The following is a 16,318-nucleotide window of genomic DNA, read 5'->3' as shown; positions in this document are numbered from 1 at the left end:
TTTACCTATTGCATATATCAACACACATTTAAAACAGAGCCTTTATTTAAAATAAAATTAAAAACATTTATGTTATTAATGATAAATCAAGTATGATAAAATAAAACATGTTAATAATTTATATTAAAAAGAGTATTATTTTTAAACAAATTGGAGGAAGAATATGTACAAATTAATAGCATTAGACATGGATGGAACATTACTTACAAGTGATAAAAAGGTTTCTGAAAGAAATAAACAAGCTATAAAAGCAGCTGAAAAAAAAGGTGTTAAAGTAGTTTTAGCTTCAGGAAGACCTAGTGAAGGATTAAGACAATATTTAGAAGAACTTGAATTATTAAAAGAGGATGATTATGTTCTTAGTTTTAATGGCGGAGTAGCTCAAAATGCAAAAACTGGTGAAATAATATCAAGAACTGTTTTAAAAGGGAAAGATTTAAAATATATTAATAACATAGCTAAAGAATTAAATGTGAATATACATGCATTTTCTGAAAAATTAGGATTGATAACACCTAAAATTAGCCAATATACAGAAGTTGAAGCAGAAATAAACGGAATTGGTATAAGTATTGTAGATTTTGATAACATAGATGACACTGAAAATATAATAAAAATAATGATTATAGATCCAGAAGAAGTATTAGAAGAAGCAATTAAAAAATTACCTAAAGAAGTTTATGAAAAATATAATGTGTTAAGAAGCACACCTTTCTTCTTAGAATTTATGAACAATGAAGTTGATAAAGGTGAAGGTTTAAAAAGACTTGCAGAAACTTTAGGAATAAAACAAGAAGAGGTAATAGCAATGGGGGATGCAGGAAATGACTTATCAATGGTTAAATATGCAGGTCTTGGAGTTGCTATGGAAAATGGATTTGATGAAGTTAAAGAAAATGCACAATTTATAACTAAAAGTAATGATGAAGATGGAGTAGCTTACGCAATAGAAAAATTTGTTTTATAGTCATGCTGATATTATAGTATAAAGCTTCATGGACTAAGGAATTTGCTTTATATGCGTGTTGATATATGCATAAGTAAAGTGGGCTAAGTAATTGAACTTAGGAATACTAAAAATGAGTATAGTCCCATTTTAGCTTGCTCTCAATATGAAATTGAGACAAGCAATAAATGTGACAATACTCATTAACTATTCCCAAAGTCCAATTACAATGCCACTTTACCTATTTCATATATCAACACATATTTAATAATATAATTTCCTAAAGAATAAAAAATCCAACTAAAAATTAGTTGGATTTTTTTGTTATTCAATGAATTTTACACATGTTGGTGATGGAACGTCTTCCGTTCCTATAAATTTTAATGCTCCATTTGATTGTTGAATTGAGAAGATAGATAATGTGTTAGATAGTTCATTTCCACAGATTAAATACTTTCCAGTAGGATCTATTTGGAAGTCACGAGGACATTCGCCTTTACAATCAAATACATCAACATATTCTAATTTTCCATTATCATCATTTATATAAAATAAAGTTATAGTGTTATTTCTTATATCTGAAGTATATAAAAATTTATTGTTTTTGTGTATGTGTATAGCTGATGCTAATTTTTCTCCTTTATAATCTTTTGGAAAAATGCTAGTTACTTCAACTTTTTCAAATGGATTTTCTTTTTTTGAGTTGTATTTTAAAGTGAAAATTTCACAGCTTTTTTCTGCTAAAACATAATAAAATGGTTTTGATTTTGAATAAGTTATATGTTTAGGTGCTGAATTTTTTGGAAAAGAGTAACTTAAATGTTTTTTCGCAACCAACTTATCATTATTAAAAGTATATAACATTAAAACATCTTTTCCAGAATCAACTGATAAAATATATTTTTCATCATGTGAGAAGATAGAACAATTTATATGAGAATTTTCATCGTTTAAATCTTTTTCACAATCTTCATTATTAACAGTTACGTGAGATGTTAAAATTATTCCATCTAAAGTATTAAAAACCTTAATCTCATTTTCATTATAATTTGAAGAAATTAAAAGTTGCTTATTTTTTCTTATGCTTACATGACAAGGTTCTTTACCATCTTCAACATTATAATTAATTAAATCCACATAGTCTTTTTCTCCAAAAAATTTGAATGAAGAAACCCCAGATTGTTTTTCTATGCTACAAGTAGAATATAAAATATTTCTTTCTTTATCAATTGCTAAATAGTTAGGATCATCAATTTCATAAGCTAAATTAATTCTATCTATTTTTCCAGATGATGAATTAAAACTAAACTTATAAATTCCTTTACTATCATTATTTGTATGAGTTCCTATAAAGCCAATTATTATATCTTTATTTACTATCATAAAGTAGTGCCCCCTTTTAGTTTATATAATTATAAGTATATCATAAATAAAATATATTAAATATCCAAAAAATAGATGAAAAATATTGGGAATATTAATATATTAGTAAAATAATTACAAATAAATATCTAAGTATTAATAAAAGTATGTGTATGAAAATAAACTGAATAAAATATTATTATAAATTTAATACTTTTAAATAAGGCTATGTTTTAAAACAGTGTTGATATTGTAGTATAAAGCTCATGGACAGAGGAATTTACTTTAAGAACACTAAAATAAAGCTTAGTCCAATTAATGCATGCTCCCAATCAAAGATTGCTGACAAGCAATTAATTGTACAAATCTTCATTAAGAGTTCTAAAAAGCGAATTCCAATGCCAGTTCGCCCTTATACTAAAATATCAACATTCACTTAAAACATAGCCTTAAATAAATATAAATTATTAAAATTGTAATTTATTTTAATATTAAGAATTAAATATTAAATTTTTATAATTATTGATAAATATTAATTTTTTGGTATAATAATTTGTAAATAACAAAAATTTTAAAAGAATTTATAAAAGCACAAATAAGAAGGGGGGCTTTATTAGTGCCTATAAAAATTCCAACAGAATTACCAGCATTTAAAGTATTATCTAACGAGAATATTTTTGTCATGAATGATAATAGAGCTAAGACTCAAGATATAAGACCATTAAAAATTGCAATTCTTAATTTAATGCCAAAAAAAATTTTAGCAGAAAATCAATTATTGAGGCACTTATCTAATACACCATTACAAGTTGAGGTTAAGCTTATTCAAACTAAAAGTTATGTTTCACAAAATACTCCAATAGAACATTTGGAAAAGTTTTATACTTATTTTGATGATATAAGAGATGAAAAGTTTGATGGCTTAATAATAACTGGGGCACCTGTTGAGCAAATGCCATTTGAGGATATTACTTATTGGAATGAATTAACTCAAATAATGGAATGGAGTAAATCCAATGTTTTTTCAACATTGCACATATGTTGGGGAGCTCAAGCAGGATTATATTATCACTATAATATACCAAAATATAAATTAGAAAAGAAAATTTTTGGAGTATTTTCTCATTGGGTAAATGATGAAAATGCCGATTTAACAAGAGGACTTGATGATATATTTTATGCACCACATTCTAGACATACAGAAGTAAAAAAAGAAGATATAAGTAAAATTTCAGAATTGGAAATTTTATCGGAATCCAAAGAGGCGGGTATCTTTATTGTAGCTACTAAAGATAGAAGAAAAATATTCTTTATGGGTCATCCTGAGTATGATAGAAATACATTAAAAGAAGAATATATGAGAGATAGGGAAAAGGGAGATAATACAGATATACCACAAAATTATTTTGTAGATAACGATATAAATAGTACTCCTAAATTTACATGGAGAGGTAGTTCTAATATAATATTTGGTAATTGGTTAAATTATTGTGTATATCAAAATACTCCGTATAACATCAATGATATCTCTAAGTAATAAGAGCTGTGTTTTTAAACACAGCTTATTTCAATGTACCCAAAAATAAAAAATTCTATATTATACTTTTAAACATAATTTTTAACTATCACTTATCAACTTTCAACGAATAAATCGTTACTATAATAATAGTATTATTTAAGGATGTTTAAAAAAATTAATTAAATTAATAAAAAAGCTTGTTTTTTTCGGCAATTCTTTATAAAATTAAAAAAAATAATGTATTTTATCTAAAAATGTTACAAATGATAATTTTTAATGTTAGAATATAAATGATTTTAAAAGGACACATTGATAAGTATTTTCAAATGTCTAATTTATAATGTCTAATTTATAAAAAGTAAACGGAGGATTAGTGTGGAACAGAAGAGAGAGAAGTTTTCATCAAGTTTAACAGTTTTTTTAGCAACATTAAGTTCCGCTGTAGGTTTAGGTAATATATGGATGTTTCCTTATATTACAGGAGAAAATGGTGGAGCAGCATTTATTATTATATATTTAATATGTGTTGCTTTAGTAGGATTACCTGTACTTATTAGTGAATTTGTAATAGGTAGAGGTACTAGAAGAAACGTATATGGAGCAATTTCAAAGATTACAGATAAAAAGGGCTTTAAAGTTATAGGTATTTTTGCAATACTAGCAACATATTTTATGTTGTTTTTCTATACAGTAGTTGTTGGATGGGTTTATTCATATGTATTTAAAGCGGTAACAGGGGCATTAAAGGGAGTAACATTAGAATCTGCAAGTAATATATTTTATAATACAAGTGTAGGTCCTATAGCTCCAATTATTTGGCAGTTAATTGCATTATCAGTTGGTGGAATAATATTAGTTTTAGGGGTTAAGGGTGGCATTGAAAAGTTAACAAAAACCTTAATGCCTGTTTTAATTTTACTTCTTTTAGTATGTGCTTTTAGAAGTTTAACATTATCAAATGCTATAGAAGGTGTGAATTTTTTAATTAAACCTGATTTTTCAAAAGTACATATTGGAGTTGTACTTTCAGCATTAGGATTAGCATTTTTTAAGCTATCAGTTGGAAGTGGAGCAATGATTACATATAGTAGTTATTATACTGATGATAATAACTTGATTGGTACAGCAGGAAAGGTAGCAATATCAGATACTTTAGTATCATTAATAGCAGGCCTTGCTATATTTCCAGCAGTTTTTTCATTTGGATTAGAACCAAGTAGTGGTCCAGGATTATTATTTAATACAGTTCCATTAATATTTGCTAAAATGCCAGGCGGTTGGATTTTGGTAATTATGTTCTTTGCTCTTACTGCAATGGCAGCTACAATGGCGATGTTATCATTATTAGAAGTTTTAATTGCATTTTTTACAGAAGAATTAAAAATAGAAAGAAAGAGAGCAATAATATTAAATATAATAATATTATTAGGAATTGGATCCTTAGCAGCACTATCAGGTAATGCAGAAGGTGTTTTAGGTGATAAACTAATATTGGGATTATCATTTTTTGATTTATGTGATGTGCTTGTATCTAAGATATTTTTACCTATAAATGGATTGTTGATAATTTTATTAGCTGGATACTTTATAAATAAAAAGTATTTAATAGATCAATTAAGTAATAATGGAATATTAAAGAATGAAGCAATAGTAAAAGCTTTAATTTTTATTATTAAATACATAGCACCAATACTTATTATAGTAGTATTTTTAAAATCATTTATTTAAATTAAAGTCAATGCTTTAGTAGTGTTTTATAATATGCACAACTAAGCTCGACTGGTTAAATATTTAATATTAACAAAAATAAGGCTTTGATATAATTGCAAAGCCTTATTTTTTTATTCTTTAACTCTCAATTTTCATATCTTCACTCTGAACTAAAAAGCGTGGAGCATTCATTTGGTTCTACTTAATTATTCTTATTTATAGAAGAAATTAATTAAATTTTAATGTAATTACATAAATATATAATAAATACAATTTGAAATATTAGAATAGTAGGGACCCCTAGTGTAAATTTTAAATGTTTAGTTTTATGTCTGAAAGTAAACATTCCATGAAGCATACCAATAGAACCACCAATTAAGGAGATTACAATTAGAGTTTTTTCAGGAATTCGCCATTCTTTGTGTATTGCACGATTTTTATCAATAAACATAATAGAAAAACCAATGAAATTTATAAATAGTAAATATATAATAAAGATTTTAATCATAATTTTCACCTCAGTGTAAATAATATAGTATATTATTTATCTTAGCATAAGTATGAACTCAAAAAAAAGCTATTTCACAATTAAATAAAATAGCTTTTTATATAAATATCAGTTTTTATATGAATATTATAAGTTTTAATAATTGATTTAGCCTCCAAGAGTTACATCTTGATGGTTATACCAATTTAATGCATCATAAAATTCATGCTCTTTAAATGCAGGCCAATATGAGTCTATTACATAAAAATCTGAATAAACACATTGAGCCGGCAAAAAACCACTAAGTCTTCTTCTTCCACCCCATCTTATAATCAGGTCTATTCTGGAAATATCTTTAGAGTGTATATAAGGTATAATCCCCTTATGAGATGAATCATTTTCTTTTAAGATATTTAAATCCCATTCCCAACCATAGTTCATCAAAAAATTAACTTTAATTCCACCAGTTCCAAAAGTAGTTCTTTTTGAAAATGGTAATAGTTCTTTAGGAAATAATTTTGAATCTGTATTTCCTAAAACTAATATTTCACAATTCTCTTTTGTGAGTAATTTAACAGATTCAATGCAAGCGTCAGTGAAGGCTATTTTTTGCTCACTAGGTCTTTTTGTATTATCTACTGTAAATCCATAAAAAGTTACTTCAGATATACCTTCTTTTTGACACAATTTAAAAACTTCAAGGCCAGGATTTATACCGAAGGAATACCCCTTATCTTTTGTTAATCCGTTAGCTAAAGCCCAACGTCTATTTCCATCTGGAATGACGCCTATATGTTTTGGAATTCTCATTTTTTTATCTCCTAATGTAATAAAATTTTAATGTGATTTAAAAATATTAATCTATAAATATAAGTATATCCAATATAGTTAAAAATACACATATAGGTATTTAGTTATGATAAATATATATTAAAAAGTATTAGAGTATAATTAATTTATTTATTAAGATAGTATAGAAGAGTTTATTAAAAATTTTATTTATATAAAATTAACGTAAATAAATATATTTATTTCTAGGGAGGACATATATATGGCAGTTAATGCAAAAAGACAAAAGGAATTAAAAGCGTTAGGTTTTTTATTACAAAATGACAAAGAACATTTTGCAGTAAGATTTTTAGGTAGAGCAGGTAATTTTACAGTAGAGGAATTAAACAATATAAATGTTATTTCTAAAAAGTATGGTAGAGATTATTGCGGAATGACAACAAGACTTCAAATTGAAGTGCCTTGGATAAAAGATGAAGATGTAGAAAAAGTTATTGAAGAAGCAAAGAAGTTAGGTTTAAGACATGGTGGTACAGGGCAAAAATTTAGACCATTAGTATCTTGTAAAGGTACTGTATGTCTTCATGGAAATATTAATACACAAGAAATATGTAGACAATTAGAAGATAAGTATTTTGGAACAGATACCCCTCATAAATGTAAATTAGCAGTAGTTGGTTGTGCTAACAATTGTGCAAAGGCTAATATAAATGATATTGGTATTATGGGAAGAACAGTACCTGAGTTTGTTTTAGAAAAGTGTATTGGATGTGGACTATGTGTTAAGGCTTGTAGACAAAAAGCTTTAGAAGTAGTTGATAAAAAGATAATACATAATAAAGATTTATGTGTTAATTGTGGTGGATGCGTAAGAGAATGCAAATTAGGCGCAGCTGTTGCAAAAGAAAAAGGTGGAGAAATCTTTGTTGGTGGACGATTCGGTAGAGGAATGAGAATTGGAGACTCTTTAGGAAAGATATTTAAAGAAGAAGAAATAATTCCAATGGTTGATAAAATTGTTGACTACTATAGAGAAGTAGGACAACCTGGTGAAAGAATTTCTAAAGTTATGGATAGAATAGGAAAAGAAGAATTTATAAATAATGTTTTAAATAGATCATCTATTTAAAAATATCAATATTCACTTAAAATGGAGCTGAAATAATATTTATAAAGGAATTAAAAGTTCAAGTGGTAATTAATTAGACAACTTGAACTTTTTAATATATGGAAAATTATGATGTTACTTTAGAAGTAATTAATTATAATAATTGAAAAGATACATATAAAAAAGGCTAAATGGTATTTATCGTAATAATATTTTATTCTTTAGGAATTTATATTATTAAAAAATTTGTGGATAACTTTTAAAATAATGTGTTTTAAAGGTATTATGAGTACCCCTAAAGAATAAAAAATAATCATATGCCGCACCATTATTCCTGCACTGCGTTTGGAAAGGGCGCATGGCTAAAAAAATCGACGGCTCCAAAGTCGCCTTAGCGATTTTGTTCTAAGAAAGACTATTATAACAACATTTAATACAAATAAAGTAATAAAATGTAATTTATATTAAAAAATAATTATTATAAATTAGAATTTTGCTTTTTTTATTATATGTTTTAATATAAAATAAGTATATTAAATTAGAACATATAAATATTTAAATAATTATACAAGGTGGAAAAATAATGATAGCAGTATTAGGAATAAAAAAGAATACACCAATAGAAATTAGGGAAAAATTAACTATAAAAGCAAACAAATATGATGAGTATCTAAATAGTTTGTTACAATATTTGGATGAAGTTATCATACTTGCAACTTGTAATAGAACAGAAATTTATTTTAATGTTTCTTATATTAATGAAGAACTATTAAAAAAGATTTTTGAAGTTTTGAATTGGGACTATAGTTATAAAGAACATGTTTTTATATCAGAAGATAAAAGAGCATGTAAGCATTTATTTGAAGTGACTTGTGGTTTTCACTCAAAAATATTAGGGGAAGATCAAATTCTAGGTCAAGTAAAAAGTTCTTATTTTAAGTCTTTAAATATAAAAGCTCTTAATTTAGAACTACAACGATTATTTCAATATGCTATAACATGTGGGAAAAAGTTTAAAAGTCAATCGAGATTATTTGAAATTCCAGTATCATCAGCATCAATAGTTGTAAATGAATCTATTAATAAAGAATGTAAAAAATTCATGGTATTAGGATATGGTGATGTAGGACGTTTAACTATGAAATATTTACTTGCACATAATATAAATGAAGTCTATTTAGCAGTTAGAAATAAGAAAATAAAGACTGGAATTACTGATGATAGAGTAAAAGTAATAGATTTTGAAGAAAAAAATAAATACATAAATGATATGGACTGCGTAATTTCATGTACATCAGCACCTCATATAGTTATAAAAGAGCAGGATATAAATGAAGTAGGAAACAAAATACTAATTTATGATTTAGCAGTTCCAAGAGATGTTGATGATGAGATTAATTATATAGATAGAGCTGAGGTTTATAACATAGATAATATAAGTCACATAAATGATGGTAATAAAAAAATGCGTTTTGATAAGATGGATTCAAATAAATTTATTTTAGAGAAATACTTAAATGAGTATTATGAATGGAAAAGACTAAGAAGTATCACTCCATTAATAGAAGAGTTAAAAGTAACTTCTAAAGAAATATATGATAAGAGAATGACTACATTTAAAAATAAATGTAAAGACAAAAATGATATTGACTTAGCGAATAAAATGATAAAGAGTACATCTGACTATTACATAAATAGAGCTATAGAGGTAATGAAAGAAGAAACTTTAAAGGGAAGTGAAGAGGAATGCTTAAGAATAATAAAGAGCATATTTATGGAGAAAAAATAGATTATTCCTTTGTTTCACTATTTTCTTATAAAATAAATATTGGTGTGATTGGTGGAGGAAGAGCTGGATTTATAAAGATTAAACATTTTTTAAAAATAGGCTGCTATGTTGAAGTCATTTCAAAAGATTTTTGTGAAGAAGTAATAAGTTTATGTGAAGAATTTAAAGAAAGACTGATTTTAATAAAAAATCAGTTTAATTATGAGTTTTTAGAAAATAAACATTTAGTTCTGATAACAATAGATGATGGAGAAATTAACGATAATATAAAAAAATATTGTGATAAGAATTATAAAATATATATAGACTCTTCAAGTTTTAAGAATGGCATGGGTGTTATACCTGTTCAAAGAAATCTTAAAAATATAACTTTTGCATTAAATACAAATGGTGGAAATCCTAAAGGTTCAGTAATGCTTGCAAATAAAGTACAAGATCTATTAGAAAGTTATGATGATTTTATAGCTTTAACAACTAAGATTAGAAATAAAGCTATAAATCTTTCAAAATATAAAAAAGAGATAATAGATTTTATTTCTTGCGATGATTTTAAGTTTTTTTATGACAATCATAAAGAGGAATTAGTATTAAAACTTTACTTTGAAGAAGAAATATTAAATAAATTAATATAGATTATATTTTAAGTTAAAAATTTCGATAGATAAAGGAGAAGTAAGAATAATGAATGAATTAATAATAGCAACTAGAAAAAGTAAGTTGGCTCAAGTTCAAACTGAAATAATTATGGATAAATTAAAATCAAAATTTAATATAAATGGTAGAAAATTACTTATAGTAACTGAGGGAGATAGAAAGCTAGATGTATCATTAAATAAAATAGGTGGTAAAGGACTTTTTGTCAAGGATATCGAACTTGCTCTTTTAAATAAGGAAGCTCATGCTGCAGTTCATAGCATGAAAGATGTTCCTTTTGAAGTTAGTAGTGAATTTGAGATTACAGCTATAACAGGAAGAGAAGATATTAGAGATGCATTTATTTCAAATGGAGATATCTCATTTAAAGATCTTAAACAAGGTGCTAAAGTTGGAACAAGTAGTATAAGAAGAGCAGCACAACTAAAACTGCTAAGAAATGATTTAGAGATAGTACCTATAAGAGGTAATGTTCAAACTAGATTAAAGAAAATGGAAGAACAAAACTTAGATGGAATCGTGCTAGCAGCAGCAGGTCTTAAAAGACTTGGTGATGAAAATTTAATAACAGATTATTTTGACCCAAAGGAATTTTTGCCAGCAGTTTCTCAAGGGGCACTTGGAATTGAGTGCTTAAAAGATGGGGATGCTAATAAATATTTTGAAGCTTTAATAGATGCAGAAGCAACTTTAACTGTGGAAGCTGAAAGAAGTTTTATGAAAGAATTACAAGGTGATTGTCATAGCCTTATTGGAGCTTATTCAGAAATTCAAGGTGATGATTTATACATGATTGGAATATATGATATAGGTGGAAAAATAGTTAAAAAAGATATTTTAGGATGCAAAACTAATAATATTGAATTAGGAAAGAAATTAGCACAAAAAATATTAGAATGATGTTATTTAAGTATGATATTGATGTTTTAATATAATGATAATCATAGAGGAAGTTTGATTTCAAAAATTATAAAAAACAAACTCTAACTATAGATAGCTTTTATACTAAAACATTGATATTCATTTAAGGTGCATATTGAAAATTTACTGAAAGGTGGCTTAGAATTAATAAGAGGTTTATGTAGTAGGCATAACATCTTATTAAAAATAGATTATGAATAAAGTATATATTATAGGTACAGGACCAGGAGATGAAGAGTTATTAACTATAAAGGCTGTGAACAAATTAAAAGAATGTACAGCAGTTTTATATGATAGATTAGTTTCAAATAATATTTTAAATTATTTAAGCGATTCTTGTGAAATTTATTATTGTGGAAAAGAACCAGGAGCACATTATAAAACACAAGAAGAAATAAATGAAATGCTAGTAAAATTAGCAAAAAAAGGTCATATAGTTGGAAGAGTTAAAGGTGGAGACCCCTATGTTTTTGGAAGAGGAGGAGAAGAAGTATTAGCTCTTAAGGAAGAAAATATTCCGTTTGAAGTAATACCAGGAGTAACGTCTCCAATAGCAGTATTAAATTATGCAGGAATCCCAATAACTCATAGAGGAATAGCTCAAAGTTTTCATGTTGTAACTGGAATGTCAGCAAAACATATTAAGTCTAATTTCAAAGCATTAGCTATGGAAGAAGGAACTTTAGTATTTATGATGGGATTAAGCAATTTAGAAAACATAGTACATGAACTTGTATTAAATGGAAAAGATATTTCTACACCTTGTGGAGTTGTTATGAGAGGAACTTCAAGTAAGCAAAAGAAGGTAGTTGGAACTCTAGAGAATATATGTGAAAAAGTAGAGGAAGCTAAATTACAATCACCATGTATAATTGTTATTGGTGAAGTGGTTAATTTAAATGAAGACTTAGCTTGGTATGAACATAAACCTTTGTTTGGCAAAAATATTTGTGTAACTAGATCTCAAAAACAAGCAGCTACTTTAAAGCAAAAGTTAAGAGATATGGGTGCTGAAGTTACGGCTTTAAGTGCTATAGAAATAGAAAGTACAGCTAGTAATTTAGATATCTATATGGATGATTTAGAAAATTATGATCATATAGTATTTACTTCTGTGAATTCAGTTGATATATTCTTTGACTATTTAATAGAAAAGAAATATGATATAAGAAAATTACAAGCTAAAGTATCAGCTATAGGTAAAGCAACATGGCAAGCTCTTGAAAGAAGAGGTATAATATGTTTTGTGAAAGCTAGAGAATTTATAGGTGCTGGATTAATAAAAGTGTTAAAACCACATGTTAAAGAAAATGAAAAAGTACTTATTCCATGTTCATCATTAGCAAAGTCAGATATAGCAGATGAATTATCTAATGTAGGTGCTAATGTAGATAGAGTATTTATTTATGATACAGTAAAAGGAAGAGTAAGAAATAAAAGAGCATTTGATGAAGTTGATATAGTATTTTTTACAAGCCCATCAACTGTATATAACATGATAGATATGGTTGGCTTAGATGCTATTAAAGAAAAACAAGTTATAGCAATAGGCACTAGAACTAATAAACCACTTGAAGAGTTAGGAATAAAGGCTTATATTTGTAAGGAGCATTCACAAGATGGATTTTTAAAAGAAATTGAGTCATTTGTAAAAGATATGGAGGCGTAATTATGATAAAAAGAGGTAGAAGATTAAGAGCAACATCAGCTATTAGAGATATGATAAGAGAAACTACACTACATACTAAGGATTTTATATATCCTATATTTGTTGTAGAAGGAGAAAATATAAAGAAAGAAATTTCTTCTTTACCAGATAATTATCATTATTCAATAGATAGATTACATGAAGTAATTGCAGAAGTTGAAAAAGCTAACATTGCAGGAGTGCTTTTATTTGGTATTCCAGAGCATAAAGATGCTTGTGGAAGTGAAGCATATAATGATAACGGAATTGTTCAACAAGCTGTAAGAAAGATTAAGGAGTTAAATAAAGAACTACTTGTTATAACAGATGTTTGCATGTGTGAATACACATCTCATGGACATTGTGGAATAATTCATGAATCCGATGTAGATAATGATGAGACACTTGAATACTTAGGAAAAATTGCAGTATCTCATTCAAAGGCAGGAGCTGATATGGTAGCACCTTCAGATATGATGGACGGTAGAATTGGATTTATGAGAAAAGCATTAGATGACAATGGATTTAAAAACGTAAGTATAATGAGTTATTCTGCAAAATATTGTTCAGCATTTTATGGACCATTTAGGGAGGCAGCAGGATCAGCACCAGAATTTGGGGATAGAAAAACTTATCAAATGGATCCAGCCAATAGATTAGAAGCATTAAGAGAAACAGAAAAAGACATAGAAGAAGGCTGCGACATTATAATGGTTAAGCCAGCATTACCTTATTTAGACGTAATTAGAGAATGCAAAGAAAACTTTAAGATGCCTCTTGCAGCTTATAATGTAAGTGGTGAATATGCAATGGTTAAAGCAGCAGGCAAACAAGGACTTATAGATGAAGAAAGAATAATAATGGAAATTTTAACTTCAATAAAGAGAGCTGGAGCAGATATAATAATAACTTATCATGCATTAGAAGCGGCACAAATTTTAAATAGATAAATTTTAGTTGAGAATTGATAGTGGAAAGTGTAGAGTTAAGGAGAAAATTCCTAGTAGAATTTTAAAATATATTTTTTAGAAAGTCTTTAGGAGTTTTAACTGAAACTCTCAATTATCCACTTTTTATTGAATATATTGAGTAAAATTAAGTTTTATTACAAGTATTTTAATGATATGTACAGGGAGTGAATATAATGAATAGTTTAGAGATATTCGAAGAATCAAAGAAATATATGCCAGGTGGAGTAAATAGTCCTGTTAGATGTTTTAAAGAGATGGGAATGAATCCTCCAGTTATAAAGTCAGGAAAAGACGTAATTATTAAAGATGAAGACGGAAAAGAATATATAGATTTTGTTTTAGCATGGGGGCCACTACTTTTAGGACATTGTGATGAAGATGTAGTAAGTGCTATTAAAGAAACATGTGAAAATGCTTTAGCTTTTGGAGCACCAACTAAGTTAGAATTAGAACTAAGTAAATTTATGTGTGAAAATTTAGATAATGTAGACATGATAAGAATGGTTAATTCAGGTACAGAAGCTACTATGAGTGCTGTAAAGCTTGCAAGAGGATATACTGGAAAGAGTAAGATAGTTAAATTTGCAGGATGTTATCATGGACATTTTGATGGATTTTTAATAGAAGCAGGTTCAGGAGTACTTACAGAAGGAATTCCAGGATCTCTTGGAGTACCAAAGGAAAGTGTAGAAAACACATTAATAGGACTATATAATGATAAAACTCAAATAAAAGAACTTTTTAAAAAGCAAGGAAATGAAATTGCTGCTGTTATCATAGAGCCAGTTGCAGGAAATATGGGTGTTATAAAGGCCAACGAAGATTTTATTAAGGAATTAAGATCTTTATGTGATGAATATGGTGCATTGCTTATATTTGATGAAGTAATGACAGGATTCAGAGTGGCATTTAAGGGAGCACAAACATTATTTGATGTTAAGCCTGATTTAATTACATATGCCAAAATAATGGGTGGCGGTCTTCCATGTGGAGCATATGCTGGTAAGAAAGAAATAATGGAAAAGTTATCTCCATGTGGAGGAGTTTACCAAGCAGGAACAATGTCAGGAAATCCTATTGTAATGGCAGCAGGACTTGCTACATTAACTAAGCTGAAAAATAATATGGAATTATATGATCATGTTGAAAAAATGGGTAAAAAACTTCAAGAAGGTCTTATAGAAATAGCAAAAGAAAATGATGTACCATTAACAATAAATAGGGTTGGTGGAATGTTAACATTATTCTTTACAGAATTAGAAAAAGTAAATACATATGAAGATGTGAAAACTTGTAATAACGAAAGATTTAAAAGATATTTTAAACACATGTTAAATGAAGGCTTTAATATTGCACCATCACAATTTGAAGCTATGTTTTTAAGTGTAAAGCATACAGAAGAACATATTGATGAGTTCTTAGATGCATTTAAGAGGTTTTCTGTAAATGAAAAATAATAAAGCTATTATATTAGTTAGTTTTGGTACATCAAATACCGAAGCTATAAAAAAATGTATAGATCCAATAGAAAATGAGATAAGAGAAGTTTATGGAAGTGAATATTTAGTTTTTAAGTGTTTTACATCTAAAATAATACTAAGAAAATTATCAAATGATTTTGGTATTTATATATTACATTTTGAGGAAGCTTTAAGAGGTGCAAAATTAAAGGATTGTACGGATATTATAATAATGCCTTTAAATGTACTTCATGGAAATGAGTATGAGAAAATAAAAGAATTTGTTTCTAAATATAGTCATGAGTTTAATAAAATTATATTAGGAAATCCTATTTTACAATTAGATAATAAATCTAAAGGAATGGTATTTAGTAATATAGTAGACGGTATAAAAAATGAATTACCTAAAGATAAAAATTTATTATTAATAGGTCATGGTACAACAAATAAATCTGATATTGTATATAGCATGTTTCAAAAAGAATTATTAAATATGAATTATGAAAATGTACTTATAGGAACTTTAGAAGGAAAAATTTCTATAAATGAAATTTTAGATAAAATTATAATAAGACAAATAAAAGAAATAACTATAGTACCATTTTTATCAGTATCTGGTAAGCATATTACTAAAGATATATTTGGAGAAAATAAGGATTCATGGAAGTGTATGATAGAAGCTAAAGGTGTAAAAGTAACATGTTTTAATAAATCTTTAACAGAACTTTTAAGTGTAAAAAGATTATATATAGAAAATATTAAAGAGTTAATAAATAAATTATAATTATTAAATGGTAACAATATAAAAGAACTAAATCTGAATGATTAAATTAATCTATCAGATTTAGTTCTTTTAGGTTTAATAATTAGGCTATGTTTTAGCAGAGTGTTGATATATGCATAAGCAAAGTGGGC

General features: G+C 26.8%; 14 protein-coding genes. 11 read left to right on the top strand and 3 right to left on the bottom strand.

Translation table 11 applies throughout. The features are described 5' to 3' along the window. Nucleotides 1-163: 163 nt before the first annotated feature. Nucleotides 164-967 carry a sugar-phosphatase gene (gene yidA / locus NG918_RS06795; RefSeq protein WP_252225455.1) on the top strand — a complete coding sequence of 268 codons (804 nt, stop codon included), beginning with the start codon at nucleotides 164-166 and terminating at the stop codon, nucleotides 965-967. Nucleotides 968-1,270: 303 nt separating this feature from the next. Here the strand turns inward: yidA and NG918_RS06790 are convergent, their stop codons facing one another. Continuing rightward, a complete protein-coding gene (locus NG918_RS06790; protein ID WP_252213847.1) occupies nucleotides 1,271-2,329 on the bottom strand; it encodes a lactonase family protein in 1,059 nt (352 codons plus the stop codon). Between the two features lie 595 nt (nucleotides 2,330-2,924). On the opposite strand from NG918_RS06790, the gene metA reads away from it, so the two are divergent. Together metA and NG918_RS06780 are read left to right on the top strand one after the other, a co-directional pair. Further along, nucleotides 2,925-3,845 carry a homoserine O-acetyltransferase MetA gene (metA, locus tag NG918_RS06785; RefSeq protein WP_252225454.1) on the top strand — a complete coding sequence of 307 codons (921 nt, stop codon included), beginning with the start codon at nucleotides 2,925-2,927 and terminating at the stop codon, nucleotides 3,843-3,845. 357 nt (nucleotides 3,846-4,202) lie between these two features. Next, a complete protein-coding gene (locus NG918_RS06780) occupies nucleotides 4,203-5,555 on the top strand; it encodes a sodium-dependent transporter (protein WP_252225453.1) in 1,353 nt (450 codons plus the stop codon). Nucleotides 5,556-5,769: 214 nt separating this feature from the next. On the opposite strand, the gene NG918_RS06775 is transcribed toward NG918_RS06780, so the two are convergent. Together NG918_RS06775 and NG918_RS06770 are read right to left on the bottom strand one after the other, a co-directional pair. Next, nucleotides 5,770-6,045: a DUF1294 domain-containing protein gene (locus NG918_RS06775; RefSeq protein ID WP_252213841.1), complete on the bottom strand. Its 276-nt coding sequence runs from the start codon at nucleotides 6,043-6,045 to the stop codon at nucleotides 5,770-5,772. A gap of 147 nt (nucleotides 6,046-6,192) precedes the next feature. Next, nucleotides 6,193-6,834 (bottom strand): undecaprenyl diphosphate synthase family protein, encoded by a 642-nt coding sequence (locus tag NG918_RS06770; protein ID WP_252213839.1) that lies wholly within the window; start codon nucleotides 6,832-6,834, stop codon nucleotides 6,193-6,195. Between the two features lie 241 nt (nucleotides 6,835-7,075). Between NG918_RS06770 and NG918_RS06765 the strand changes: the two genes are divergently transcribed. The 8 genes from NG918_RS06765 (at nucleotide 7,076) to NG918_RS06730 (ending at nucleotide 16,187) form a co-directional block, all read left to right on the top strand. Continuing rightward, the gene (locus tag NG918_RS06765; protein ID WP_252213837.1) at nucleotides 7,076-7,942 is read left to right on the top strand and encodes a ferredoxin-like domain-containing protein; all 867 of its coding nucleotides are present in this window, start codon (nucleotides 7,076-7,078) and stop codon (nucleotides 7,940-7,942) included. 562 nt (nucleotides 7,943-8,504) lie between these two features. Next, the gene (gene hemA / locus NG918_RS06760) at nucleotides 8,505-9,710 is read left to right on the top strand and encodes a glutamyl-tRNA reductase (protein ID WP_252225452.1); all 1,206 of its coding nucleotides are present in this window, start codon (nucleotides 8,505-8,507) and stop codon (nucleotides 9,708-9,710) included. Beyond that, nucleotides 9,668-10,342 (top strand): NAD(P)-dependent oxidoreductase, encoded by a 675-nt coding sequence (locus NG918_RS06755; protein WP_252225451.1) that lies wholly within the window; start codon nucleotides 9,668-9,670, stop codon nucleotides 10,340-10,342. Before hemA ends, NG918_RS06755 begins: the two co-directional genes overlap by 43 nt. A 49-nt stretch (nucleotides 10,343-10,391) precedes the next feature. After that, complete coding sequence (gene hemC / locus NG918_RS06750) at nucleotides 10,392-11,264, top strand: hydroxymethylbilane synthase (RefSeq protein ID WP_252213831.1); 873 nt, start codon at nucleotides 10,392-10,394, stop codon at nucleotides 11,262-11,264. Nucleotides 11,265-11,478: 214 nt separating this feature from the next. Further along, the gene (gene cobA / locus NG918_RS06745; protein ID WP_252213829.1) at nucleotides 11,479-12,954 is read left to right on the top strand and encodes a uroporphyrinogen-III C-methyltransferase; all 1,476 of its coding nucleotides are present in this window, start codon (nucleotides 11,479-11,481) and stop codon (nucleotides 12,952-12,954) included. A gap of 2 nt (nucleotides 12,955-12,956) precedes the next feature. Further along, entirely contained in the window at nucleotides 12,957-13,922 is a 966-nt protein-coding gene (gene hemB / locus NG918_RS06740; RefSeq protein WP_252213827.1) for a porphobilinogen synthase, read from the top strand. A gap of 194 nt (nucleotides 13,923-14,116) precedes the next feature. Then, entirely contained in the window at nucleotides 14,117-15,400 is a 1,284-nt protein-coding gene (gene hemL, locus NG918_RS06735) for a glutamate-1-semialdehyde 2,1-aminomutase (RefSeq protein WP_252213825.1), read from the top strand. Beyond that, nucleotides 15,390-16,187 (top strand): sirohydrochlorin cobaltochelatase, encoded by a 798-nt coding sequence (locus NG918_RS06730; RefSeq protein WP_252213823.1) that lies wholly within the window; start codon nucleotides 15,390-15,392, stop codon nucleotides 16,185-16,187. The genes hemL and NG918_RS06730 overlap by 11 nt, the downstream gene beginning before the upstream one ends. The last annotated feature ends 131 nt before the right edge of the window (nucleotides 16,188-16,318 follow it).

It is taken from the genome of Clostridium sp. ZBS2, from assembly GCF_023845855.1.
GTDB classification, from domain to species: Bacteria; Bacillota; Clostridia; order Clostridiales; family Clostridiaceae; genus Clostridium; species Clostridium aquiflavi.
The sequence above is the reverse complement of the archived record's forward strand: the minus strand, read 5'-3'. Positions and strand labels throughout refer to the sequence as shown.

What these genes read in the sequence shown, in the direction of transcription:
- yidA (WP_252225455.1), top strand. Translation starts at nt 164, where the DNA reads ATGTACAAATTAATAGCATTAGACATGGATGGAACATTACTTACAAGT.
- NG918_RS06790 (WP_252213847.1), bottom strand. Translation starts at nt 2,329, where the DNA reads ATGATAGTAAATAAAGATATAATAATTGGCTTTATAGGAACTCATACA.
- NG918_RS06775 (WP_252213841.1), bottom strand. Translation starts at nt 6,045, where the DNA reads ATGATTAAAATCTTTATTATATATTTACTATTTATAAATTTCATTGGT.
- NG918_RS06770 (WP_252213839.1), bottom strand. Translation starts at nt 6,834, where the DNA reads ATGAGAATTCCAAAACATATAGGCGTCATTCCAGATGGAAATAGACGT.
- NG918_RS06765 (WP_252213837.1), top strand. Translation starts at nt 7,076, where the DNA reads ATGGCAGTTAATGCAAAAAGACAAAAGGAATTAAAAGCGTTAGGTTTT.
- hemA (WP_252225452.1), top strand. Translation starts at nt 8,505, where the DNA reads ATGATAGCAGTATTAGGAATAAAAAAGAATACACCAATAGAAATTAGG.
- NG918_RS06755 (WP_252225451.1), top strand. Translation starts at nt 9,668, where the DNA reads ATGCTTAAGAATAATAAAGAGCATATTTATGGAGAAAAAATAGATTAT.
- hemC (WP_252213831.1), top strand. Translation starts at nt 10,392, where the DNA reads ATGAATGAATTAATAATAGCAACTAGAAAAAGTAAGTTGGCTCAAGTT.
- cobA (WP_252213829.1), top strand. Translation starts at nt 11,479, where the DNA reads ATGAATAAAGTATATATTATAGGTACAGGACCAGGAGATGAAGAGTTA.
- hemB (WP_252213827.1), top strand. Translation starts at nt 12,957, where the DNA reads ATGATAAAAAGAGGTAGAAGATTAAGAGCAACATCAGCTATTAGAGAT.
- hemL (WP_252213825.1), top strand. Translation starts at nt 14,117, where the DNA reads ATGAATAGTTTAGAGATATTCGAAGAATCAAAGAAATATATGCCAGGT.
- NG918_RS06730 (WP_252213823.1), top strand. Translation starts at nt 15,390, where the DNA reads ATGAAAAATAATAAAGCTATTATATTAGTTAGTTTTGGTACATCAAAT.